At 63.3% G+C, this 23,073-nt stretch carries 22 protein-coding genes and 1 pseudogene; 13 read left to right on the top strand and 10 right to left on the bottom strand.

The genetic code is table 11. The features are described from left to right. The first annotated feature begins 13 nt into the window (after nt 1–13). Nucleotides 14–343, top strand: a complete 330-nt coding sequence (locus FJW03_RS17030) for a hypothetical protein (RefSeq protein ID WP_140763444.1) — start codon at nt 14–16, stop codon at nt 341–343. 11 nt (nt 344–354) lie between these two features. On the opposite strand, the gene FJW03_RS17025 is transcribed toward FJW03_RS17030, so the two are convergent. Beyond that, entirely contained in the window at nt 355–924 is a 570-nt protein-coding gene (locus FJW03_RS17025; protein WP_140763447.1) for a methylated-DNA--[protein]-cysteine S-methyltransferase, read from the bottom strand. 181 nt (nt 925–1,105) lie between these two features. Here FJW03_RS17025 and FJW03_RS17020 point away from each other — a divergent pair, with 181 nt between their 5' ends. The 9 genes and pseudogenes from FJW03_RS17020 to FJW03_RS16980 all read left to right on the top strand — a co-directional run bounded on the left by FJW03_RS17020 (nt 1,106) and on the right by FJW03_RS16980 (nt 7,899). Further along, nucleotides 1,106–2,038, top strand: coding sequence for a lytic transglycosylase domain-containing protein (locus FJW03_RS17020; RefSeq protein ID WP_140763450.1), 933 nt, complete (start codon nt 1,106–1,108; stop codon nt 2,036–2,038). A 5-nt stretch (nt 2,039–2,043) separates the two neighbouring features. Next, nucleotides 2,044–2,532, top strand: a complete 489-nt coding sequence (locus tag FJW03_RS17015) for a GNAT family N-acetyltransferase (protein ID WP_140763453.1) — start codon at nt 2,044–2,046, stop codon at nt 2,530–2,532. 152 nt (nt 2,533–2,684) lie between these two features. Beyond that, on the top strand, nt 2,685–3,953 hold the full coding sequence (locus FJW03_RS17010; protein WP_140763455.1) for an ABC transporter substrate-binding protein: 1,269 nt from the start codon (nt 2,685–2,687) through the stop codon (nt 3,951–3,953). A gap of 29 nt (nt 3,954–3,982) precedes the next feature. Then, a complete protein-coding gene (locus tag FJW03_RS17005; RefSeq protein WP_140763705.1) occupies nt 3,983–4,897 on the top strand; it encodes a carbohydrate ABC transporter permease in 915 nt (304 codons plus the stop codon). 1 nt (nt 4,898) lies between these two features. Beyond that, complete coding sequence (locus FJW03_RS17000; protein ID WP_140763458.1) at nt 4,899–5,723, top strand: carbohydrate ABC transporter permease; 825 nt, start codon at nt 4,899–4,901, stop codon at nt 5,721–5,723. 96 nt (nt 5,724–5,819) lie between these two features. Beyond that, nucleotides 5,820–6,563, top strand: a complete 744-nt coding sequence (locus FJW03_RS16995; protein ID WP_140763461.1) for a DUF899 family protein — start codon at nt 5,820–5,822, stop codon at nt 6,561–6,563. A gap of 77 nt (nt 6,564–6,640) precedes the next feature. Then, the gene (locus FJW03_RS16990) at nt 6,641–7,204 is read left to right on the top strand and encodes a DUF4142 domain-containing protein (protein WP_140763464.1); all 564 of its coding nucleotides are present in this window, start codon (nt 6,641–6,643) and stop codon (nt 7,202–7,204) included. A 34-nt stretch (nt 7,205–7,238) separates the two neighbouring features. Then, nucleotides 7,239–7,373: pseudogene (locus FJW03_RS16985) on the top strand (transcriptional regulator); the annotation flags it as partial. A 277-nt stretch (nt 7,374–7,650) separates the two neighbouring features. Then, nucleotides 7,651–7,899, top strand: a complete 249-nt coding sequence (locus tag FJW03_RS16980; RefSeq protein WP_181173236.1) for a hypothetical protein — start codon at nt 7,651–7,653, stop codon at nt 7,897–7,899. Between the two features lie 148 nt (nt 7,900–8,047). Here FJW03_RS16980 and FJW03_RS16975 read toward each other — a convergent pair whose 3' ends face one another. The 4 genes from FJW03_RS16975 to FJW03_RS16960 all read right to left on the bottom strand — a co-directional run bounded on the left by FJW03_RS16975 (nt 8,048) and on the right by FJW03_RS16960 (nt 15,286). Next, nucleotides 8,048–8,743 carry a pentapeptide repeat-containing protein gene (locus tag FJW03_RS16975; RefSeq protein WP_140763467.1) on the bottom strand — a complete coding sequence of 232 codons (696 nt, stop codon included), beginning with the start codon at nt 8,741–8,743 and terminating at the stop codon, nt 8,048–8,050. Between the two features lie 865 nt (nt 8,744–9,608). Beyond that, a complete protein-coding gene (carB, locus tag FJW03_RS16970) occupies nt 9,609–13,112 on the bottom strand; it encodes a carbamoyl-phosphate synthase large subunit (protein ID WP_140763470.1) in 3,504 nt (1,167 codons plus the stop codon). Nucleotides 13,113–13,384: 272 nt separating this feature from the next. Further along, nucleotides 13,385–14,326, bottom strand: coding sequence for an SH3 domain-containing protein (locus FJW03_RS16965; protein WP_140763474.1), 942 nt, complete (start codon nt 14,324–14,326; stop codon nt 13,385–13,387). 603 nt (nt 14,327–14,929) lie between these two features. Continuing rightward, nucleotides 14,930–15,286, bottom strand: coding sequence for an ArsR/SmtB family transcription factor (locus tag FJW03_RS16960; protein WP_140692325.1), 357 nt, complete (start codon nt 15,284–15,286; stop codon nt 14,930–14,932). A gap of 194 nt (nt 15,287–15,480) precedes the next feature. Here FJW03_RS16960 and FJW03_RS16955 point away from each other — a divergent pair, with 194 nt between their 5' ends. Continuing rightward, on the top strand, nt 15,481–16,659 hold the full coding sequence (locus FJW03_RS16955) for an MFS transporter (RefSeq protein ID WP_140763477.1): 1,179 nt from the start codon (nt 15,481–15,483) through the stop codon (nt 16,657–16,659). Between the two features lie 58 nt (nt 16,660–16,717). Here the strand turns inward: FJW03_RS16955 and FJW03_RS16950 are convergent, their stop codons facing one another. Beyond that, nucleotides 16,718–17,173, bottom strand: coding sequence for a MarR family winged helix-turn-helix transcriptional regulator (locus tag FJW03_RS16950; protein WP_140763480.1), 456 nt, complete (start codon nt 17,171–17,173; stop codon nt 16,718–16,720). A gap of 208 nt (nt 17,174–17,381) precedes the next feature. Between FJW03_RS16950 and FJW03_RS16945 the strand changes: the two genes are divergently transcribed. Next, complete coding sequence (locus FJW03_RS16945; RefSeq protein ID WP_140763483.1) at nt 17,382–18,176, top strand: SDR family NAD(P)-dependent oxidoreductase; 795 nt, start codon at nt 17,382–17,384, stop codon at nt 18,174–18,176. Nucleotides 18,177–18,397: 221 nt separating this feature from the next. On the opposite strand, the gene FJW03_RS16940 is transcribed toward FJW03_RS16945, so the two are convergent. Then, nucleotides 18,398–18,997 (bottom strand): LysE family translocator, encoded by a 600-nt coding sequence (locus tag FJW03_RS16940; RefSeq protein WP_140763486.1) that lies wholly within the window; start codon nt 18,995–18,997, stop codon nt 18,398–18,400. 96 nt (nt 18,998–19,093) lie between these two features. On the opposite strand from FJW03_RS16940, the gene FJW03_RS16935 reads away from it, so the two are divergent. Further along, nucleotides 19,094–19,963: a LysR family transcriptional regulator gene (locus tag FJW03_RS16935; protein ID WP_140763489.1), complete on the top strand. Its 870-nt coding sequence runs from the start codon at nt 19,094–19,096 to the stop codon at nt 19,961–19,963. Nucleotides 19,964–20,007: 44 nt separating this feature from the next. Here the strand turns inward: FJW03_RS16935 and FJW03_RS16930 are convergent, their stop codons facing one another. From FJW03_RS16930 to FJW03_RS16920, 3 genes are all read right to left on the bottom strand, one after another. After that, the gene (locus tag FJW03_RS16930) at nt 20,008–20,658 is read right to left on the bottom strand and encodes a dihydrofolate reductase family protein (protein ID WP_140763492.1); all 651 of its coding nucleotides are present in this window, start codon (nt 20,656–20,658) and stop codon (nt 20,008–20,010) included. 117 nt (nt 20,659–20,775) lie between these two features. Further along, nucleotides 20,776–21,618, bottom strand: a complete 843-nt coding sequence (locus tag FJW03_RS16925) for a protein-L-isoaspartate O-methyltransferase family protein (RefSeq protein ID WP_181173237.1) — start codon at nt 21,616–21,618, stop codon at nt 20,776–20,778. Nucleotides 21,619–21,667: 49 nt separating this feature from the next. Next, a complete protein-coding gene (locus FJW03_RS16920) occupies nt 21,668–23,032 on the bottom strand; it encodes an Nramp family divalent metal transporter (RefSeq protein WP_140763495.1) in 1,365 nt (454 codons plus the stop codon). Nucleotides 23,033–23,073: the final 41 nt, after the last annotated feature.

Genomic DNA, 23,073 nt, shown 5'->3' with positions numbered 1-23,073 from the left:
ATCAGGAAGAACCATGAAAACCATGTTGCTTGCCGCTTGCCTCACGCTCGTGGCCGCCGAGGCGCAGGCAATCTCGCGCTACGACCCGACGCATATGAGCTGCGGCAAGGTCCAAGCGACGATCGCGCGACAAGGCGCGGTCATCCTGCGCTACCAGTCGACGCGTGTCCCAGGGCTACCGCTCTACGACCGCTATGTGCAGAGCCAGCAGTTCTGCACCATCGGCGAGGTGAGGACGCGCGCCTATGTGCAGAGCGCCGACACGAAATCCTGCCCGGTCTACAACTGCAAGCGGCCGGACAACGACCGGCATTTCCGCCGACGCTTCTTCCATAACAACTAGGCCACGACGGTTCAGAACCCGAAGGACACCTGCGCGGGCGGCGGTGGGCCGACGCGCACGCCTTCCATGGCCAGCATCTTTTCCTTGGTGACGGAGCCGCCGGGCGCCGAGAAGCCGCCGATCTTGCCGCCGGCGGCGAAGATGCGATGGCACGGGATGACAAGGGGCACCGGATTGGCGCCAAGGGCCGCACCGGTCTCGCGCGGCAGACCGGCGTGGCCGGCACGCTTGGCCAGTTCGCCATAGGTGGTGGTCTCGCCATAGCTGAGTTTGCGCGCCGCGTCATAAATGGCGAGGCGGAAGTCGTCGACACCGTCGAGATCGACCGGAACATCGGTGAAATCGACATCCTCGCCCGCGGCATAAGCCTTGATCGAGGCGATCAGGTCGACCACCCATGGCGGCTGGGCCGTGGAGGCGGAAACGCCGGCATGGCGCATCAGCCGCCGCTCCACTGCTTCGCGGCTGCGTTCGGGCAGGCAGAGCCGGATCAGGCCCTTTTTGCTCCAGGCGATGCCCATGAAACCGATCACTGTTTCTAACACTGCGTGGCCGGCTGTGATCGAAGCTGTCGTTTCCATAATGCACTCCTTTCCGCAAAGCGGCGAAATCCGGGATTCCTGCCGGTACATATCAGGAACAATATGGCATCACCCCTCACGTCTCGCCACCCGAAAACCACCGGATGGCCCTGATTGCTACCCAGGAATCGCTGGTGTAAGGGAAATCTTAACAACCCGACAAACCGGACCCGAGCGCGGCTTGCCAGCAAAACAGATCCTTATCGCGATCGGCGTGATCGTGGCGGCGGCCGGCATGAGCGGCTGCACCTCGACCTCGCAGATGAAAGCCGCGCCGTCCCTGACCGAAACCGCGACCGTGGCAGGCAGCGATGCAGGCTTCACCATACCGCTGCCGGAGACGGTTTCGGTACTGCCGCAACCGTCGGGTGTCGCGCCCGTTCAAACGGCCGAATTGACACCCGGCGCGGCGGCCGCGCCAGCTCTCGATCCAGCCAGCCAACCCGCGGCCGCAACCGCGGCCTTTGCCGGAGCGACGCCGGCGGCGCCGGCTTTACCCGCCGTGATGACGGCCAATGCCTGGCAGGCGCCGCCGCCGGCCAAAGCGGGTCAGCCACTCAAGGCGGCTCAGGCATACACGACCGCCGGGCTTATCGTGCCGGCGACCGCCAGCGCCGGCCAGAAAATGCCCGGCGTGCAGCAGGTGGCCTATATGCTGCCGCAGAATCCGGCTGCCCTGGTGCAGTTCCCGTCGGCGCCGGTTGCTCCGGAGCAAGAGGAGCATGCCACCGGCATGCGCGGCGACGTCGACCGGCTGATCATCAAATATGCCGCCCTCTACGAGGTGCCGGTCGATCTGGTGCGGCACGTGGTCAATCGCGAAAGCACCTACAACCCCAAAGCCTATAACAACGGCCATTGGGGGCTTATGCAGATCAAGCACGCGACGGCGCGCGGCATGGGTTACGACGGGCCGGCCAAGGGCCTGTTCGACGCCGAGACCAACCTGAAATATGCGGTCAAATATCTGCGCGGCGCCTGGCTGGTGGCCGGCGGCAATTCCAAGAAGGCCGATTGGCTCTACCAGACCGGCTACTATTTCGACGCCAAGCGCAAGGGTCTGCTCGAGGCGACGGGCCTTGGCGCCGACCGCAAGCGGCAGCCCGACGCCTGAGCGCGATGCCTGAACCGCGCCCGCCGGCTCCGAACGATATCCGGCTGCGCAAGATCCTCGACGAGACGCTGGTTACACCGCACTGGCCGGATGGCTTCGTCATGCGCTGTCTGAGGCACGGCGACGCGCCGGCCCTGCATGCGCTGCTGGGCGACGTGTTCGAGAACCGCGCCGACGAGCCATTCGACGACTGGTGGCCGCGCATATCAGGCGACCTCGAATTCGATCCGGATCTCTGTTTTCTCGTCATCGACGCCAAGGGCCGGCTGACGGCGGCAGCACTATGCTGGACGAGCGCTTTCATCAAGAATCTGGCCGTTCATCCCGAGGCGCGCGGCAAAGGCATTGGCGAAGCGCTGATGTGGCAGGCCTTCGCCGCCTTTCGCGACCGCGGCGCTACCCACGTCGATCTCAAGACAAACACGGTCGAAAACGCCGCCGCCGTGCGGCTCTATGAGCGGGTCGGCATGTTCGAGGTCGACTGGGAAGGCTGAAGCGCATCGCGTTGAAATGGCGACGCGCTTCAGGGGTTCTTTGTCAAAGCCTGGGAACCCGAAAGCACGGCTTCGCATTCAGGGGCAGGGGATAGCTGACGAGCTGCCGACGCGTGGGAGGTGTCCGGCTCCAAAGGGAGACCCAACCCGCCGTGAAGCCTGTCCTCGCATTACTGGCGCTTGCGGTTGGCAGCATCCTGGCAGTCGCTCAAGCCCACGCGATCGAGCTGTCGATCGTGTCGGGAGACACCGGCAACGGCATCAAGGTGCTTCGCGAGATCCTCGACCGTTACGAGAAAGAGAGCGGTAACAAGGTTTCCATCGTCGTCCTGCCGCCGTCGACGACGGACCAGTTCGGCCTGTACAGGCTGTGGCTTGCCGCCGGCAACAGCGATATCGACGTCTACCAGACCGACGTCATCTGGGCGCCGCAACTCGCCAGCCAGCTCGTCGATCTCACCGAAGCGACCAAGGATGTGGTCGGCGCCCATTTCCCGTCGATCATCCAGTCGCAGACCGTCAACGGCAGGCTGGTCGCGCTGCCGATCTTCACCGATGCGCCGGCGCTCTACTACCGCAAGGACCTGCTCGACAAATATGGCGCCAAGGTCCCTGCCACCTGGAAGGAACTGGCCGACACCGCCAGGCTGGTCATGGACAAGGAACGGGCGGCCGGCAACAAGGATATCTGGGGTTTCGTCTTCCAGGGCAACGCCTATGAGGGACTGACCTGCGACGCGCTCGAATGGGTGATGTCCAGCGGCGGCGGCCGGATCGTCGAGCCGGACAGCACCATATCGGTCAACAACCCTAAAGCGGCAGCCGCGCTCGACATGGTCAGGGGGTGGATCGGGACCATCTCGCCGCCCGGCGTACTTGCCTACCAGGAAGAGGAATCGCGCGGCGTCTGGCAGACCGGCAATGCCGTCTTCATGCGCAACTGGCCCTATGCCTATGCGCTCGGCAACAGCGACAACTCGCCGATCAAGGGCAAGTTCGACGTGGCGCCTTTGCCGGCAGGCACTGGCGAGGGCGCCCGGCCGGTCGCGACGCTGGGCGGCTGGAATCTCGCGGTCTCCAAATATTCGAAGCATCCGGACACGGCGATCGGACTGGTCAAGTTCATCGCTTCGCCCCAGATGCAGAAATACCGGACTCTGAAGACGTCCAACCTGCCGACCATCCAGGCGCTCTATGACGATGCCGACATTGCCAGGCAGCAGCCGATCGTACCGCGCTGGAAGCAGATTTTTCTCAACGCCGTGCCGCGTCCTTCCGCGACTGTCAAGATCAAGTACAACGAGGCATCGAGCCAGTTCTGGACGGCCGTGCACAACACGCTTTCCGGCGAAGGCAGCGGCGCCGACAATCTGGCCGACCTCGAAGCGAGGCTGACCAAGCTGAAAGGCAAAGGCTGGTGAGCGTCGCGCCTGTCAGGCATTCGCGGCTGATGGCGCAGCGCGTGCGCTCGGCATGGCTGTTCCTGGCGCCGATGCTGCTGGTGCTGGCCGCCGTTGCCGGCTGGCCGCTCATCCGCACCGTCTATTTCAGCTTCACCGACGCCTCGCTGGCCGACCTCGACGCCCGCCAGTTCGTCGGCTTCGACAATTATCTCTCGGTGCTGCGCCTGCCGAGCGGCCGGGTGATCTATGACGGACTGCTCGTCGATCCGGTCTGGTGGAGCGCGGTCTGGAACACCGTGCGCTTCGCGGCGATTTCTGTGACTTGCGAGACGGTCCTCGGCACGATCGTGGCTTTGGTGCTCAACGCCAGCTTTCCTGGCCGTGGCATCGTCAGGGCGGCGATCCTCATCCCCTGGGCGATCCCGACGATCGTCTCGGCCAAGATGTGGCAGTGGATGCTCAACGACCAGTTCGGCATCATCAATGTCGTGCTGGTCGATCTCGGCCTGATCAGCCACAAGATCGCCTGGACCGCCAGCCCCGACACCGCGATGGCGGCCGTGCTCATCGTCGACATCTGGAAGACGACGCCGTTCATGGCGCTGCTCATCCTTGCCGCGCTGCAGATGCTGCCGGGCGAGATCATCGAAGTCGCCAGGCTCGACGGGGCAAACCCGTGGCAGATTTTCTGGCGGGTGACCTTGCCGCTGATCCGACCGGCGGTGATGGTGGCGGTGATTTTTCGCGGGCTCGACGCGCTGCGCATCTTCGACCTGATCTACGTGCTGACGCCCAACAATGTGAACACCAAGTCGATGTCGGTGTTTACGCGGGAGAACCTGTTCGAGTTCGACAAGTTCGCCTACGGCTCCGCCGCCTCGACCCTGTTCTTCCTGATCCTCGCCCTGCTCACGATCGCCTATATCCGGATCGGCCGCATCAGCCTGGATGGAGACCGCTGAGATGTGGATCGTGCGGCGCGCGGCCTTCTACCTGCTGGTCTTGGTGATCGTCTTCATTGCGGTGTTTCCGTTCTACTACGCCATCGTCACCAGCCTGAAATCCGGAACCGAGCTCTTTGAGCCCGGCCTTTGGCCGAAGATCTTCAGCCTCGGCAATTACCGCAACGTGCTGACCGAAGGCGCCTTCGCGCGCAATCTTGTGAACTCGCTGGTCGTCTCCGGGGCGGTCGTTGCGCTGTCGCTGCTGCTCGGCGTCACCGCCGCCTACGCGCTGGCGCGCATCCGCTTCCGTGGCCGCTCGGCCCTGCTGCTTGCGATCCTGTCGGTCTCGATGTTCCCGCAGGTGGCAGTGCTTGCCGGCCTGTTCGAGATTGTCCGCATGTTCGGCCTCTACAACTCGCTGTTCGCACTGATCTTCTCCTACATGATCTTCACTTTGCCGTTCACCGTCTGGGTGCTCACCACTTTCGTGCGCGACCTGCCGGTCGAGGTCGAGGAGGCGGCGATCCTCGATGGCGCGACACCATGGATCATCGTCACGCGCATCTTCCTGCCGCTGATGGGACCGGCGCTGGCGACCACCGGGCTGCTCGCCTTCATCGGCGCCTGGAACGAGTTCCTCTTTGCGCTGACCTTCACCTCCAACAATGCGCAGCGCACCGTGCCGGTGGCGATCGCGCTGCTGTCGGGCAATTCGCAGTTCGAAATCCCGTGGGGCAACATCATGGCCGCGTCGGTGATCGTCACCGTGCCGCTGGTGGTGCTGGTGCTGATCTTCCAGCGCAAGATCGTCTCCGGCCTCATCGCCGGCGGGGTCAAGGGGTGAGGAGCGGTCGAAAAAATGTAGGAATCGGTCGGTGCACCCCGTCCTTGGGACGTAGAGCACCCTTGCCGGCACGCCGGCGCGACGAAGGAGCCGATCATGATCACCTTCCCCAACGAATCCGCCAAATACCGCACCGCCCGCGAAAAGCTCTTGAGGAAGGAGATCGAGCTGCGCCGCGCCATGGAAGCCGTGGCCGAGGCGCGGCGCGCGCTGCCGCCGGGCGGCCTGGTGCCACGCGACTATGTGTTCGACGGGCTGGACATCGCCGGCAAGCTCACGCGGGTGAAACTGTCGGAGCTGTTCGCGCCGGGCAAGGATACGCTGATCCTCTACCAGATGATGTTTCCGCGCCATCCGCAGGAGACACGCGACGTGGCGGTGAGCGGCGAGACGGCGAAATTGCCGAGGCAGGACCAGCCGTGCCCCTCCTGCACGGCGCTGCTCGACCAGTTCGACGGCGCCATCGAGCATCTCGAGGCGGCCGGCTTCAACTTTGCCGTGGTGGCCAAAACCCCGCTGGAAAACCTGACGGCACTTGGCCGCGACCGCGGCTGGAAGAACATGCGGCTCGTTTCTTCGGCCGGCAACAGTTTCAAGCGCGACTACAATGCCGAGGATGCGAATGGGGCGCAGATCCCGCTGCTGTCGGTGTTCCATCGCGACGGTGACGGCATCCGCCATTCCTGGTCGTCGGAGCTCGGCTTCGCGCCTGTCGAACCCGGCCAGGACCCGCGCGCCATCGGCACCTGCGAGATCCTGTGGAACCTGATGGATTTCACCCCGGAAGGCCGGCCGGATTGGCACGAGCAACTGCAATATGGCGAGGCGTGCTGCCACTGAGGGGAGAGAGGACGCGCAACCTCGGCGCGTCTGCGGCGTTGGACAGTCAGAAGGATCATTCCGAGCGGAGATTTCAGATGAAAACGCTTCTGACTGTGGCAGCCGCGGCCCTGCTTGCCAGCGCGCCGGCCGTGCTTGCCCAAACGAACGGCACCAAATCGAACACGGTCGCGCCTGTGATGGCCGACAGCAAGGTCGACACCCAAACCTTCGTCACGACGGTGCCCAGCGCCAATGAGTTCGAAATCCAGTCGAGCAAGCTCGCCGAGCAAAAATCGTCGTCGAAGGACGTCAAGGCATTCGCCAGCCGGATGATCAAGGATCACACCAAGGCCGGCAAGGACTTCAAGGCGGCGCTGAACAAGGGCCAGACCACCGCTTCGGTCAAGCCCGCGGGGGTTGCCTTGCAGCCGAAGGAGCAGCAGATGCTCGACGAACTGAAGGGCGCCAGCGGCAAGGCGTTCGACCAGAAATATATCCAGATGCAGACCGATGCACACAGGGATGCGGTCGCGATGTTCAGCACCTATGCGCAATCGGGCGACGACCCGGCGATGAAGGAATTCGCCAAGAAGACGCTGCCGGTGCTGAAGATGCACGAGAAGCACGTGAAGGAACTGGGCGCGGCGCATCAGGGGTGAGGGCGTCGGGATTGATCACCCGCCTGTCGCTGCCACGGCGCGCTACCTGGAGGTCGGCTCGCGCTCTCCGGACGATGTCATCACCTGCTCCGACATCGACATGATGAGCCCCAGCTCCGACGGCCGCTTCCTGCACAAGGACGGCACGCCCTATCCAGGGCAGGGGTGAGGTGCGGACTATGCGTCGGTGCTGGCGTTCGCCGGGCGGCGCGATAAGCTCGCTTACACCATAGTGCTATCGCTTTACGAATACCCCCACCCGGACCTGCGGTCCGACCTCCCCACAAGGGGGAGGTAAGTCGTGACGGTCCGTCTCGGCTAAACCGTCAAGCGTGTCGCCCAACGATGCCCTGGCTCCCCACCTCCCCCTTGTGGGGAGGTCGGACCGCAGGTCCGGGTGGGGGTATTCGTAGAGCGCCAGCCTCACTAGGAGATCACCATGAAGAATGCCGGACAAAGTGCGGGCACTCGACGGCAGCGAAGGCCAACGGATTCGTGCTCATCGCCGCGACGCCGCCGGTCGACATGGCGAGCGGCGAGACGGGTGTGGCGCCATCGAGGTTCAGACCGAGGCGTCGCTGAAGCGCCGAGGCATTGCCTGGAAGCGGCTCGCTGGAAACGTGGTGATGGTGCACGCCGTCAATTCCGGCTTTTCCAACGCCATCAACGGGGTCAATGCGGGTACTGTAGCGTGAACCCGCCGGCGCGAACTTTTGTGCCGGTGACGTCTTGGCCGATGAAGTTTGATATTGAGATTGAGTGTGTGGCTGTGTGGTGGATGCGGGTCCGCTTCAACGGGCTAGGTGTCGATGTGTTGGCTAACTCATCGGTGCCGCCCGGCTGCTAAATTAGCAATTCGTACGGTTTCAAGCTAACGTTGCTCTTGTGAGGAATTACTAGCACGTATTCACCATCGGTCGGCTCGCCGATGTGCACGTGCCAGTACTGGCTTTTTTCAGTCTTTGAAACGTGAAGATCATATCTAATCCTATTTATTATTGATCTCGGAATCGAAAATGCCACGTTCAAATCCATGCAGCCAAGAACGAAATATCCTTCAGCGCCCTCTTTCAGGAAATCATCCCATTTTGGATGATATGCATACCAGTAAGGTGTTCGAGAGTCGTATCTTTTGGATATTGTGCACGCGATTCTCTTTTGCCCGTCGGTACTTTGATACATCGCCTGGCTCGTTTTAGCCAAATTTTCTTGAAGTTGAGAGGACATAGCAGCCACGATTGCTTTCCTCTTCTGAAGAAGCAGCTTAGGATCAACGCGACTCCATGGACTGAAATTATTGGGGAACTTGGCGCCCTCAATGATGGACCCTCTGAAATCGGCATTTCCGATAACAGCGTTGGTGAAATCGCATCCTGTGAAATCGAAGCCTCTCAATTTGCAATTTGAAAAATCCATACCTTCAAAATTTGCAAACCGAAAATCGGATGCTGGATCAAGTCCCGATGTCCTCACCAGCTCCACAAAATTCTCGGTGTCGGCTGATTGAATTCTAGCTAAAGCCTCGTCTAGTTCCACCATTATAGGTCAATCTCACAAAGCGTTTGTTTTCGCTCGCACACTGACGCTCTCAACAATAACCGTATCATCCCGAACTTGTTTCCCGGGAAGAACGAGCCGTCCGCCTGCCTGAATAGAAGGGCGTCATATGGGATTTCGAATGATACGCTAACCTTTGGCTTAGGCCCGTGAGGTTCGGCACGACAAAAGCGGTCGTGTTTGATAAGTGTACCAAGCAATGGTTTCTGTGTCTGTTCAGAGGTGAGGCTCCATATCGGGCTCGTCGCATTCCCGTGAGCCAGAACAGGTCTATGTACTGTTGAAAATCGCGAGGTCCTTGCGCGTGTGTGCTTGGTGGCGCGCGAACGCGATAATTTTGCGCTTCCTTCAGGGGTGGACGCTGAAATTGACGCTGCCCATCCGCTGTCTATTCCTTTGTTAGTTTCGACAGTTTCTGAATTCTCTTGGGCGATCTCCATTTCCCCCAAATTGATGGCGTCAAATGCCCAATCCTCTTCTGGAAGCGAACAGTCGTCCGTCTGAAAATGTAGAACTACACGGCTTATGGCATAACGAATCGTGTGGAAATGCCAGTCTAGCTTGGCTTCCCCTCCGCGAACCGTGAGACTCAAGGTTTTTCCAACCTTGTTCGTAGGTGAAAGAGCAAGCGTCGCACTGGGTAGGGTTTTCCAGCTTTCCACGAAAGAATCCTGACTCCGTCACTACGGAGTGAAGTTATCAAGCGTTAATCTAATCCGCAAATAACTCCGAAATACCTGTTTGGCCTTGGGCCTCATGCCTGGTCCTCGCCCAAGCAAAGCTAGCGCTGCCCCTCATCTGCCTGCCGGCACCTTCTCCCCGTTGAACGGGGAGAAGAAAGCTCTCCTCAAGCAAAATACTCCTGCAGCGGCCGCACTTCCAAGCTCCCCGCCTTCAGCGCCGCAATGGCCTCCGCCACGGCCGCGGCGCCCGACAGCGTCGTGTAATACGGCACCTTCTGCATCAGCGTGGCGCGGCGCAGCGACTTCGAGTCCGACACCGCCTTCTGGCCATCGGTCGTGTTGAACACGATCTGGACTTGGCGGTTGCGGATGGCGTCTTCGATGTGGGGGCGGCCTTCGAGCACCTTGTTGATCTTTTCGGCGACGACGCCGTTTTCGGCGAGGAAGCGCTGGGTGCCTGATGTCGCCAGCACCTTGAAGCCGAGGCCGGCGAGGCGCTTGACGGCCGGCAGGATGCCTTTCTTGTCCTCGTCGCGGACCGAGACGAACAGTGTGCCGGCGCGGGGGAGGTCGACGCCGGCGCCGAGCTGGCTCTTGGCGAAAGCCAGCGCAAAGTCGCGGTCGAGGCCCATGACCTCGCCGGTCGAGCGCATTTCCGGTCCGAGCAAGATGTCGACGCCGGGGAAGCGGGCGAAGGGGAAGACGGCTTCCTTGACCGAGATGTGGCCGGGATTGCGCGGGTCGGGCATGGCGCCGTAATGGGCGAAGGCGTCTTCCAGCGTCTCGCCGGCCATGATGCGCGCCGCGATCTTGGCAATCGGCCGCCCGATGGTCTTGGCGACGAAGGGCACGGTGCGCGACGCCCTCGGGTTGACCTCCAGCACATAGACCGTGCCGTCCTTGATGGCATACTGCACGTTCATCAACCCGCCGACATTGAGCGCGCGGGCAAGGGCGGCCGTCTGGCGCTCCAGCTCGTCGACGAGGTCCGAAGGCAGCGAGTGAACGGGTAGCGAGCAGGCCGAGTCGCCCGAATGGATGCCGGCCTCTTCGATATGTTCCAGAATGCCGGAGACGAAAGTCGCCTTGCCATCGCAGAGGCAGTCGACATCGACCTCGATGGCGCCTGAGAGATAGGTGTCGAACAGCAGCGGGTTCTTGCCCAGCAGCGTGTTGATCTGGCCGGTCTTGTCGTTGGGGTATTTCTGCTTGATGTCCTCCGGCACCAGGCCGGGCACGGTGTCGAGCAGGTAGGTCTGCAGCATGCTCTCGTCATGGATGATCTGCATGGCGCGGCCGCCGAGCACATAGGAGGGGCGCACCACCAGCGGGAAGCCGAGCTCGCCGGCGACGAGGCGGGCCTGTTCGACCGAATAGGCGATGCCGTTCTTCGGCTGGCTGAGGTTGAGCTTGTGCAGCAGCTTCTGGAAGCGGTCGCGGTCCTCGGCCAGATCGATCATATCGGGCGAGGTGCCGAGGATCGGGATGCCGGCCTTCTCAAGCGCGTCGGCCAGCTTCAACGGCGTCTGGCCGCCGAACTGGACGATGACGCCGACCAGTTCGCCCGAGGCCTGCTCGGCGCGCAGGATCTCCAGCACGTCTTCCGCCGTCAGCGGATCGAAATAGAGCCGGTCCGAGGTGTCGTAGTCGGTCGACACGGTTTCGGGGTTGCAGTTGATCATGATCGCTTCATAGCCGGCATCGCGCAACGCAAAGGCGGCATGGCAGCAGCAATAGTCGAACTCGATGCCCTGGCCGATGCGGTTCGGGCCGCCGCCGAGGATGACCACCTTCTTGCGCGACGAGACCTGCGCCTCGTTGGCGAGGCTGCCGGCGAACGGCACTTCATAGGTCGAGTACATATAGGCGGTGGGCGAGGCGAACTCGGCCGCGCAGGTGTCGATGCGCTTATAAACCGGATGAACGTCGAGCCTTTGCCGAGTCTTCTGAATCACTTCGGCGTCGGTCTTCGTCAGCGACGCGAGGCGGGCATCGGAGAAGCCCATCGCCTTCAGTATGCGCAGATTGACGGCGTCCTGCGGCAGGCCATGCTCGCGGATGCGGGCTTCCATGGCGACGATGCCTGATATCTGCTCGAGGAACCACGGGTCGATCTTGCACATTGCGTGCACGTCTTCCAGCGAGGTGCCCATGCGGATCGCCTGCGCCACCATGCGCAGCCGGTCGGGCGTCGGCGTGCCTAGTGCGGCGCGAATGGCGTTGCGGTCGTCGGCATGGCTGGCGACCGCGGTTCCATGGCCGAGGCCGGGGATCTCGATCTCGTCGAGGCCGGTGAGGCCGGTTTCGAGACCGCGCAAAGCCTTCTGCAAGGACTCCTGGAAGGTGCGGCCGATGGCCATGACTTCGCCGACCGACTTCATGGCGGTGGTCAGCACCGGCTCGGCGCCGGGGAATTTCTCGAAGGCGAAACGCGGTATCTTGGTGACGACGTAATCGATCGACGGCTCGAAGGAGGCGGGCGTGGCGCCGCCGGTGATGTCGTTCTCCAGTTCGTCCAGCGTGTAGCCGACGGCAAGCTTGGCGGCGATCTTGGCGATGGGGAAACCGGTCGCCTTGGAGGCAAGTGCCGAGGAGCGCGAAACGCGCGGGTTCATTTCGATGACGACGAGGCGGCCATCGGCCGGGTTGACGGCGAACTGCACGTTGGAGCCACCGGTCTCGACGCCGATCTCGCGCAGCACCGCGATCGAGGCGTTGCGCATCATCTGGTATTCCTTGTCGGTCAAGGTCAGCGCCGGCGCGACCGTGATGGAATCGCCGGTGTGCACGCCCATCGGGTCGATGTTCTCGATCGAGCAGACGATGATGCAATTGTCCGCCCGGTCGCGGACGACCTCCATCTCATACTCCTTCCAGCCGAGCACGCTCTCCTCGATCAGCACTTCGGTGGTCGGCGAGGCGTCGAGGCCGGACTGGACGATGTCGTAGAATTCGGCGCGGTTATAGGCGATGCCGCCGCCGGTGCCGCCCATGGTGAAGGAGGGGCGGATGATGGCGGGCAGGCCGACATGGTCGAGCGCCTGCGCGGCCACCGCCATGGCATGGCCGATATAACGCTGCTTGCGGTCGCCCTCGCCGAGGTTCCAGCTTGTTTCAAGCGCGTCGAGCGCGGCGTCGAGGTTCTCCGGCTTCTCGGCCTTCAGTGCGGCGCGCTCGGCCTCATGCGTCTTGCGGTCGGCGTTCTTGACGTCGGTGGCGTTGGCCAGCATCGACTTCGGCGTTTCCAGCCCGATCTTGCTCATCGCTTCGCGGAACAGCGCGCGGTCCTCGGCCTTGTCAATGGCCGTGGCGTCGGCGCCGATCATCTCGACCTGGTAACGCTCCAGCACGCCCATGCGGCGCAGCGACAGTGCGGTGTTGAGCGCGGTCTGGCCACCCATGGTCGGCAGCAGCGCGTCGGGCCGCTCCTTGGCGATGATCTTGGCGACGACCTCGGGCGTGATCGGCTCGATATAGGTGGCGTCGGCCAGTTCCGGGTCGGTCATGATGGTGGCCGGGTTGGAATTGACCAGGATGACGCGAAAGCCCTCTTCCTTCAGCGCCTTGCAGGCCTGTGTGCCGGAATAGTCGAACTCGCAGGCCTGGCCGATGACGATGGGGCCGGCCCCGATGATCAGGATCGACTTGATGTCGGTGCGTCTTGGCATGTTCGAAATTCCGTTCGGCGAGCGGCTTGCACGAAAAACCGGGACGGGAAGACCCGGCCGGTTGTGCTTGCGATTCTGGTATCAGGCTAGGAGGGCCTTATAGGGAAGAGTTTTGCGGGATGTAACCCCGAAAATGCAGGGAGCAGGGGTTAGGCAGTGGGCAATAGGCAGTAGGCAGTAGCGACTTGCCAACGGGTGGAGTTCGGCGCGCGCAGCCACGAACCGGCTATTGGCCTACTGCCTAATCCCTACTGCCTTATTCCCTCCAAAACCTATTTCCCGAACGCCACCGCGTCGGTGATCTCGAACCGTTCCGACACCCCGATGCGGATCATGCTGAGGCTGCCTTCGCGGGTGTAGCGGAAATCGCCTTTGGCGTCCGAGCCGGCCGGCCGGCCACCGTCGAACGAGATGACACGGGTGCCGCCGTCGGGCCAGGTCACCGTCACTTCGGCCTTGTCCGTACCTTTATGCAGGACCGTTACCGCGCAGGGGGTCATCGGTTGGCCGACATTGCGGGCGCAGGGAATCTCGATGGAGCCGCCACTGGCGAGAGCGTCGGACTGATGCGGCAGTTCCGCGACGGTCAGCGGGTCGTGGGCAGGTGCGGCCACCTCACCGGTCGACGGGGTTTCGGCAGCGGCCAATGCCAGCCCGTAGGCATCCTGCATGGCGGTGTCGGCGGCCGATTTCATCGGTGTTTCAGGAGCGGCCGGATGAGCCGCGCGCCCCAACCTTGCAGCCAGGTCGGCTGGAGGCGCCAGCGGCGGCTGGGCGGGATCGGCGGACACCACCCTGTCCCCGTCCGTGTTCGCATCGGCAGCCGCGTCCGCGTCCTCGGCGCCGGCATCCGCCTGTTGGTCCGCGTCAGGTACGGTCGCCGGGTTGACGGGAACGAGATAGCGCGCGGGGGCCCAGCCAGTTGCCCGGGGATTGTCCGACACGATCTTGCACCATTGATGCCCGTCAATGTCGTCACAGCCGAGGTTCCTGACGCTGGCGCCAGCGGCCAGACGGGTTTCGGTCTTGCCGATCGGCGATGGCTTGGTGCGGACATTGAGCAGGTCGTCTGGCGCCAGCCCGGTGACGATGGAGACGAACGGGGCCTCTTCGGCATGGGCCGGGACAACAGCCTGCCACGCCGCCATCAGCAGCGGAGCGGCGGCAATCAGCGCATGCAAACTTTTTCGGAGCGTAACTGTGCGCCTGTTCATTTGGCCGTGCGCCGATAGTCAAATCACCATGCCACGGCGATTCCGCCGCATGCCCGGCCGGTTTTATAAGGGACGATGTGCCGCCATGTAAGTCCGAAAATTCAAGCGAACCATGCCGCGGGGCGGACGGGGGAACCACTGCTGCTGCTTTCGAAACCGCAGCCGATCCCCTCGCCAGGTCAATCCTCGACGAGGGGCAAGGCCCGGCTGCTGGCGCCGGCATGTCGGTGATTGTGAGTGTCGATACGGATGTGGTGCCGAGCAGACTATAGCCAAGCCGGCCAGGGTGGCTACTGGCTCGATCTCCATTTGGCCAATTCTATTTGATAGGCACTTCGCGGATGTCTCCTACGCTGCCACGCTCTAAGAAATATGACCAGCACAAGGTATCCAAATATTATAAGAAGGCCCAGAAGGAAACCAACGACGCTCACGTAAGCGGCTACAAGAAGCACCGACGCAATCGCGGTTACAGTATAATATAGGACCGATGCCCAGACATATTTTTCCATCTGAGAACTGCTCATCGATCCCCCATCTCGACAGTGAGATGCATAAATCATCAATGTTGAATGGAAACTGCAGCCAGTCCGGTAATCGTTTCTAAGCAGGGATTTCGAGGTCATGACCGCCGACAGCCGGCAGGGCAGGATCATGCACCGCCGCGGCGATGACGCTGTCGAGCAGGCCGGGGAAGCGGGCATCGAGATCGGCGCGGCGCAGCGTGATCATGCGGTTGGTGCCGACCACTTCGGCGCGGGTGACGCCGGCCTCGCGCAGCTTGGCCAGGTGATAGCTCAGATTGGTCTTGGAGCCGAGGTCGAGGAAACGGCTGCAGTTCAGCGGCACGCCTTCCTTGCTGGCAAGATAGCGCACGATCGCCAGCCGTGTCGGGTCGCCGAGCACGCCGAGCACGATCGGCAGGCTGATCTGGTCAATATTGGGATGGGGCAGGGTCATGCTCGAAAACTAAGCACAGTCCGGGCCGATTTCAACGCGTCTGTCCTGCCGCGGGCATGCACACTGTTTCTCCATTCGATGACCGTGCTGACACAGGGCTGTCAGGATGGTTCTGCTATTTTTACCAGTCTTCATTGACATCATGCTCCCTTATGTCCAATTGTTCAATAACTTTTGAACTTAGGACATCTCGCATGGACAAGCGGCTTTTCTGGCTTGCGCTCGGATCGTTCACGATCTCGACCGAAGGCTTCATCATCTCCAGCCTCCTGCCTGACATCGCCAGGGATGCCGGCATTTCCATACCGCTCGCCGGATCTCTGATCACCGCCTTCGCGCTCGCCTATGCGATCGGCACGCCTATCCTGGCGACGCTGACCGGCGAATGGGACCGGCGCCGCGTCATCCTGTGGACGTTGGTGTTCTTCGTTGTCGGCAACGTCGTCGCCGCCATGAGTTCCTCCTTCGAGGTGCTTCTGATCGCGCGCATCATCATGGCGTTGTCGTCGGGCCTGTTCGCGGCGACCGCGCAAGGCACGGCGGTGGCGCTGGTCGATGACCATCACCGGGCGCGCGCCATCGCTGTCGTCGTCGGCGGCACCACGGTCGCCGTTGCCGTCGGTGCGCCGCTCGGCGCTCTAGTCGCTGCGATCGCCGGCTGGCGCGGCACCTTCTATGCCATTGCCGGGCTTGGCGCGCTCGCCGGCGCGATCCTGTGGTACAGGCTGCCGCGCGGGATCGTCGGCACCAGGCTGCCCCTGAAGCGCCGGCTTGCCGCCGCAACGCGTCCCGGCGTGATGCCGATCCTGTTGACGACGCTGCTGGCGCTGACCGGTGCCTTCACCGTCTTTGCCTATGTCGCGCCGCTCGCCATCGAGGGCGCCGGGCTTGGCCAGATCGCGCTGCCCGGCATGCTGCTCGCCTTCGGCGTCGGCGCCGTCATCGGCAACATCGCCGGCGGCCAGGCCGCCGACCGTTTCGGCGCGACGCGCACCGTCGGCTGGTCGCTGACGCTGAGCGCCGCCATGCTGGTGATGCTGTCGGTCGTTCCCTCCTTCCTGCCGCAGCACATTGCCGGGCCGGCGCTGATGGCGATGATGGTGCCGTGGGGCATTGTCGGCTGGGCGTTCCCGCCGGCGCAGGCCAGCCGCATCATCAAGCTGGCGCCCGATGCAGCGCCTATCGTTTTGTCCCTCAACGGCTCGGCGCTTTATCTGGGTGTGGCACTGGGCGCGGTGGTCGGCGGCGAGGTGCTGCGCTACGGCGCGCCGGCCGATCTCGGCCTCGTCGCCGCGGCTTTTCCGATCGTCGGACTCGGCATCGTGCTGGCCGGGCGCATGCTGGCGAGGCCAGTGGCGATGCCGGCGGAATAGGCGGTCCTCGAAACGCTGGCCGCATGGAAAACCATTTCACGCTTTTCTTGGAATTGGTCTAGCTGGCCGATGGCAGGTCAAAATCCAGCTCGGCGATCTCGCCGAGCGCCGCCCGCAGGCTTGCAGCCTGATCCTTTCCCACCACGTCCTCGAAGCGTTGCTGGGCGACCTGCCACAGCTTCATTGCCTCATCGAGCTTGGCCCGCCCTTGCGGGGTCAACCGCACCCCCTTGATGCGGCGGTCGTCCGGGTCGGCGAAGGTCTCGACATAGCCGTCACGGATGAGCGGCTTCAGCGTGTGGCCGAGCGCCGACAGATCCATGACCAGGGCGGCGGCAATGGCGCCCATCGGCGGCTCGTTGCCGATGTGGATCTGGTAGAGCAGGCCTTGTTGCGTGGCCTTGAGGCCAGATGGCGCCTGCACATCGTCATAGAACTGGCCGAGCTTGCGCGTCGCGCGCCGCAGCATGGCATAATTGCAGGCCGTCAAGCCGGGCAGGGTATCTTTCGACATGGTGGTTTCCTCAGGCGAGGGCGACCGTCTGGCCGCCCCGCAAATAATCTCCGACGCGATCATTGAAAAGATAGTGGCATATGCCCACTTCATCAATAGTGGTATATGCCACTAAATCAATCGGGCGGCCTGCCGGCGAGTCGTGGGCGATTTTCCACGGCCCGGCGGCCAGGTCAAAGCGAACAGTTTGAACAGAAGGAACAGGACCATGAGCGGACAGGCAAACAAGGGCACAGCGGTCGTCACCGGCGCTTCATCGGGCATCGGTGCGGTCTATGCGGACCGGCTGGCTGGGCAGGGCTATGACCTCGTGCTGGTGGCGCGGCGCGCCGACCGGCTGGAGGAATTGGCCGAGAAGCTGCGTTACGCCTATGACCGCAAGGTCAGCGTGATCAGCGCCGATCTGTCCAACGACGATGATGTGCGCCGCGTCGAGCAGGCGATTTCCGCCGACGACGGCGTGACGCTGCTGGTCAACAATGCCGGCCTCGGCGGCCAGCAGGTGGTGGCAACGGCCGACGCCGACGCGGCCGAGCGCATGATCAAGGTTAATGTCGTGGCGCTCACCCGGCTGACCCGTGCCGTGCTGCCGGGGCTTTTGGCGCGCAATCGCGGCGCCATCGTCAACATCGCCTCGGTGCTTGCCTTCGACAGCTCGTTCGGCGGCATTTACAGCGGCACCAAGGCCTATGTCGTCAACTTCACCGAAGCCCTGCATCGCGAGGTCGCGGGCACCGGCGTCAAGGTCCAGGTGGTGCTGCCGGGCGCGACCCGAACCGATTTCTGGGAACTTGCCGGCAGCGATATCGACCAGTTGCCGAAGGAGATCGTCATGAATGCCGACGATCTGGTCGATGCCGCCCTTGTCGGCCTGGCCAGGGGCGAAGCCGTCACCGCGCCGGCGCTTGCCGACGCGGCCAAGCTGGATACGTTCCTTGGCGCCAGGCAAGCCTTCTACGGCAGCCTGCACGCCGACAAGCGGGCCCCCCGCTACGCGGCCTAAAGAGGTTCGCGACGCGAACCAGCGCCCCACCCGGCTGCTTCGCATCGGCTTGCCCGGGCGAGCCAAGAGTCTTGGCCGACCTTCGGACCCCACAAGGGGGAGCGCGTGTTTTCTACCTCCCCCTTGTGGGGAGGTCGGACCGAAGGTCCGGGTGGGGGCACTGGCGCTCGTGGGGTTCCTCTCCCCGCTTTGCGAAAGAGAGGGACTAGGTCTGTGCTAGACTAAACAGTCCGCCACATCGGAATGATTGACGCCGCCAGCACCAGCGCCAGCACGATGTTGAGCACGCGCCATTGCCACACGGTCTTGAGCAGCCGTGCCAGCACCATGCCGGCCGCGCACCAGACGGACAGCGAGATGGCGGCGGTGAGGCCGAAGGTCGAGCCGAGGAGCAGGGCGAGCTTTCCCGGCCCGTCGGCGAGCGCGGCGAAAGAGGCCGCCGCGCCCAGTCCCATCGCCCAGCCCTTGGGGTTCATCCACTGGATGCCGGCGCCGCCAAGAAAGCTGTTGGGTCTGGCCATCGCGACGTCGAGATTGGGCGGTCCCGCACGGCCGATCTTAACCGCCAGCCAGACGAGATAGAGCGAGCCGGCGATCTTCATCGCCAGTTGCAAGGAAGGCACCGCAAGCAACAGGCCCGCGAGCCCGGCGGCCGCCGCCCCTGTCACGGTCGCGAGGCCGGCGGCACTGCCGATCATCAGCGGCACCGAACGGCGAAAGCCGAACTGCGCGCCCGACGCCGTTGACAAGGTTGTGGCGATGCCGGGCGTGGCGGTGGCCACGAAGGCGAACAGGATGAGTGACAGGATGGGCTGGAGCATGCGGCTTCCTTTGTCGGTGGCCGTCATGGTATGCGCGACTATCAATCAGTAAATGCAATGTTTGTCATGGTTGGCATTAGGAACTATAATGCAGACATGATCCGTAATCTCGACACTGCGCTCATCCGCACCTTCGTCACCGTCGCCGACAAGGCCAGTATGACGGCGGCGGCCAATGCGCTGCATCTGACCCAGGGCGCCGTCAGCCAGCAGGTCAAGCGGCTGGAGGAGACGCTCGGATGCGGCCTGTTCGAGCGCGACCGGCGCGGCCTGCGCCTGACGCGGTCCGGTGAGCGGCTGTTCGACAAGGCAAAGCGACTGCTCAGCCTCAACGATGAAATCTGGGCCGAGATGGCGGGGAGTGCCATCGCCGGCCGGGTGCGGCTCGGCGTCCCCTACGATCTGGTCGGCACTTTGCTGGCGCCGGTGCTGAAGGCCTATGCCGAGACCTATCCGCAGGTCGAGATCTCGCTGGTCTGCGCCTCCTCGCCGGACTTGGCGTCAGCGCTGGCTGCGGGAACCATCGACCTCGCAGTGATCGAGGAGCGCGTCGGTCCGAGCGCCGGCGAATGCCTTGTCATCGACCGGCTGGTCTGGGTCGGCGCGAAGGGCGGCGTTGCCCGTGCCAAGCGTCCGCTGCCGGTTTCGATCGTCGCCGATACCTGCGCCTTTCGCCCGGTCGTGCTGGCGGCGCTCAACGAGCACGGGCTGGAATGGCGCACCGTGTTCGAGAACGGCAACATCGACGCGACGACGGCAACCGTGCGATCGGACCTCGCCGTCACCACCTGGCTGGCTTCCACCGTGCCGGCCGATCTCGACATATTGCCGTTCGAATCCGGCCTGCCGCCACTGCCGAATTTTGCCATCAACCTGCATCTGCCGAGGCATGGCGTTGCGCCGGCAGCGCAGGAGTTCGCGCGGCATATACGTGATGGACTGGCGCGGCGGGCGCAGGCGGCTTGAGGGGGCGAACTTCGCTGTTCCAGCTTGGTGCCACCTCCGACAATCTACTTCCAGTTCCTGCGCCGCTCGAGCTCGGCGTCGGACGGCTCCTGCTGCACGAATGACCCGGTCTTGATCTCACCGCCGCGCTCATAAGTCGCCATGATAACGCCGGTGGTCGACGCCTGCGACTTGATGAGCGTGAAGGCGGCGGGCAGCGCGTCGTCGCCGAACAGCCGCTTGCCCTTGCCCAGCAACAGCGGAAAGATCATCAGCCGGATTTCGTCGATCAGCCCGTTGGCGAGCAGCGTCTGGATGAGATTGCCCGATCCCTGGATCAGCAGGTCGGGCCCGTCTTCCTGCTTGAGTTCCTTAAGCCTTGCAATGACATCGGACCCAAGCCACTGGGTGTTCTGCCAGGTCAGCGAATCCGGACGGTGCGTGGCCACGTATTTGGTCGCCGGGTTGAAGGCATCGCCGATTGGATCTTTCTGATACGGCCAGTACGCCGCGAAGATGTCGTAGGTCCTGCGGCCGAGCAGCAACGCAAACGGCTTGGAGAACAGTTCATTCATTGCCGCGCCCGCCACCTCGTCAAAGTAATGGAAGGTCCAGCCGCCGAAGTTGAAGCCGCCGATCGGATCCTCTTCCGGACCGCCCGGCGCCTGCATGACGCCGTCGAGGCTGACGAAGGTGGCGGCGATGATCTTTCTCATTGTGCTCTCCTTTGCTCCATCCACGCCGTCGCGGCTGGACTGTGGTCCAAGGACGGCCGGCGCGTGAGCATCCCGACACGGCTTGCCAGATTTTGCGCAAGCCCGGCCATCAATCGGTCAGCTGCCGGGTCTGGCGCCGGGCTTTTTCGACGAGAACCAGACATCGCCGAAAATAGCGGTGGCGCTGCGGTCCGGCGCCTTGTCATGCGTCAGCCAGATCGAGCGGCTGCGCGCGGCCTGGTCGCGCGTCGGGATCTTGGCGGCGGGGTCCACGCTCGACGCGCCGACGCAAGGGATGAACCAGGAGCGCATGAACGGTTCGCACGCGAAGCCTTTTTCGGTGCGGGTCACCATCACGGCGAACGGGACGGTCTCGGCCGGGCGCCAGGGAAAGATCATGCGGCCGCCCGCGCGCAGTGCCTTCAGCCAGCCGGCCGGAGGTGCGGCGACGCCGGCATTGACGTAGATGATATTGGATGGGGGCAGGGAGGACGTGACGGCGTCGCCATGGACGACGGCGACGTTGTCATAGGCTTCGAGATTCTTTCGCGCGCGGTCGGCCAGGTCTCTGTCGAGTTCGAAGGCCGTGACAGTGCCTCCGGGCGCAACCAGTCTGGCCAGCAGCGCTGTGTAATAGCCGGTGCCGGCGCCGATATGCGTGGCGGCCTCGCCGGGTCTCGGCGCCAGTTTCCCGATCCACATGGCGTGCAGGAACGGCTCGCCATTGTTGATGCCCTTGTCGGCGTCGAGCGCTACCAGCACGTTCTGGTAGAGGTGGACTGGATCGGCGCTCGGCGTGGTTATCTTGCCCTTGCCGGCGATGATCGTCCACGGCCCCGGACCGAGGAAGGCTTCGCGCGGAACACTGGCGAACACGTCTTCCAGCCGCGGGTCCGATGAGGCGGCGTTGGCGGCCATCAGCCGTGCATAGAACTTTCTGGCGTCTTCGACATTGGACATGACGCCCGGGAAGATAGCGCGATTTTGCGCTCTTGGGACCGGGTGGACTTCAGCCCATCCCGAATATCGTGTCGTAGAGCAGCTTGAAATTGAGCACCAGGATGATGGCCGCGACCACCCAGGCCAACGCGGCGACCGCGCGCGGAATGGCAAGACTGCCCATCTTCCTCCGGTCGGAGACGAACTGCACCAGCGGGATGACCGCGAAAGGCAACTGCATCGACAGGATCACCTGGCTGAACACCAGCAACTGGCCCGTGCCCTTCTCGCCGTAGAGCGCGGTGACGGCCACGACCGGGACGATGGCGATGCCGCGCGTCAAAAGCCGGCGCGCCCAGTTGGGGATGCGCAGGCGCAGGAAACCTTCCATGACGATCTGCCCGGCAAGTGTCGCCGTCACCGTGGAATTCAGGCCCGAGGCAAGCAGCGCGACGGCAAACAGGATCGAGGCGATGCCGAGGCCCAGCAAGGGCGACAAGAGCTCGAAGGCCTGACCGATCTCGGCGACATCCTGGTGGCCGGTGCCGTGGAACGCTACCGCCGACACGATCAGGATGGCGGCGTTGACGAACAGCGCCAGCATCAGGGCGATGGTCGAATCCGCCGTTGCCCATTTGACGGCATCGCGTTTGCCGGCGTCGGTGCGTTCATAGGCGCGGGTCTGCACGATCGAGGAGTGCAAATAGAGATTGTGCGGCATGACGGTGGCGCCGATGATGCCGATGGCGATGTAGAGCATCGCCGGGTTGGTGACGATTTCCGAGGACGGCACGAACATCGAAAGCAGGATCGTGCCGGCCGGCGGGGCGGCAACGAAAATCTGAATGGCAAAGCAGCTGAAGATGATGATCAAAAGCGCGACGACGAAGGCTTCGAGGTAGCGAAAGCCCTTGTTCATCAACAGCAGCACCAGGAAGGCGTCAAGCGCGGTGAGCACGGCGCCGCCGATCAGCGGAATGCCGAACAAGAGCTGCAGCGCGATCGCCGTGCCGATCACCTCGGCCAGATCACAGGCGATGATGGCGAGTTCGCAGGCGATCCACAGCACGAAATTGACCGGGCGCGGATAATAGGCACGGCAGGCCTGGGCGAGGTCGCGGCCGGTGGCGATGCCAAGCCGGGCTGCCAGCGCCTGCAGCAGGATCGCCATCAGGTTGGACAGCATGATGATGAACAGGAGCGTGTAGCCGAACTGGGCGCCGCCGGCGAGGTCGGTCGCCCAATTGCCGGGATCCATGTAGCCGACCGAGACCATGTAGCCGGGACCCATGAAAGCGAACAGGCGGCGGAACCAGGCACCGGAACTCGGCACCGCGATGGAGGAATTGACCTCGCGCAGGCTGGGCTGGTCGTCCTCTTCGGGCCCGGCTACCCGCCATGCGGATCGGGAGGCTGTGGCTTCGGCTTCAGACATGAAAGAGGGCTTTCCGCGAGACTTGTCGATCTCCCTTAAGC

The organism is Mesorhizobium sp. B4-1-4 (assembly GCF_006439395.2).
Lineage (GTDB): Bacteria > Pseudomonadota > Alphaproteobacteria > Rhizobiales > Rhizobiaceae > Mesorhizobium.
Note: the sequence above shows the minus strand (reverse complement) of the source record. Positions and strands in the feature narration are given on the sequence as shown.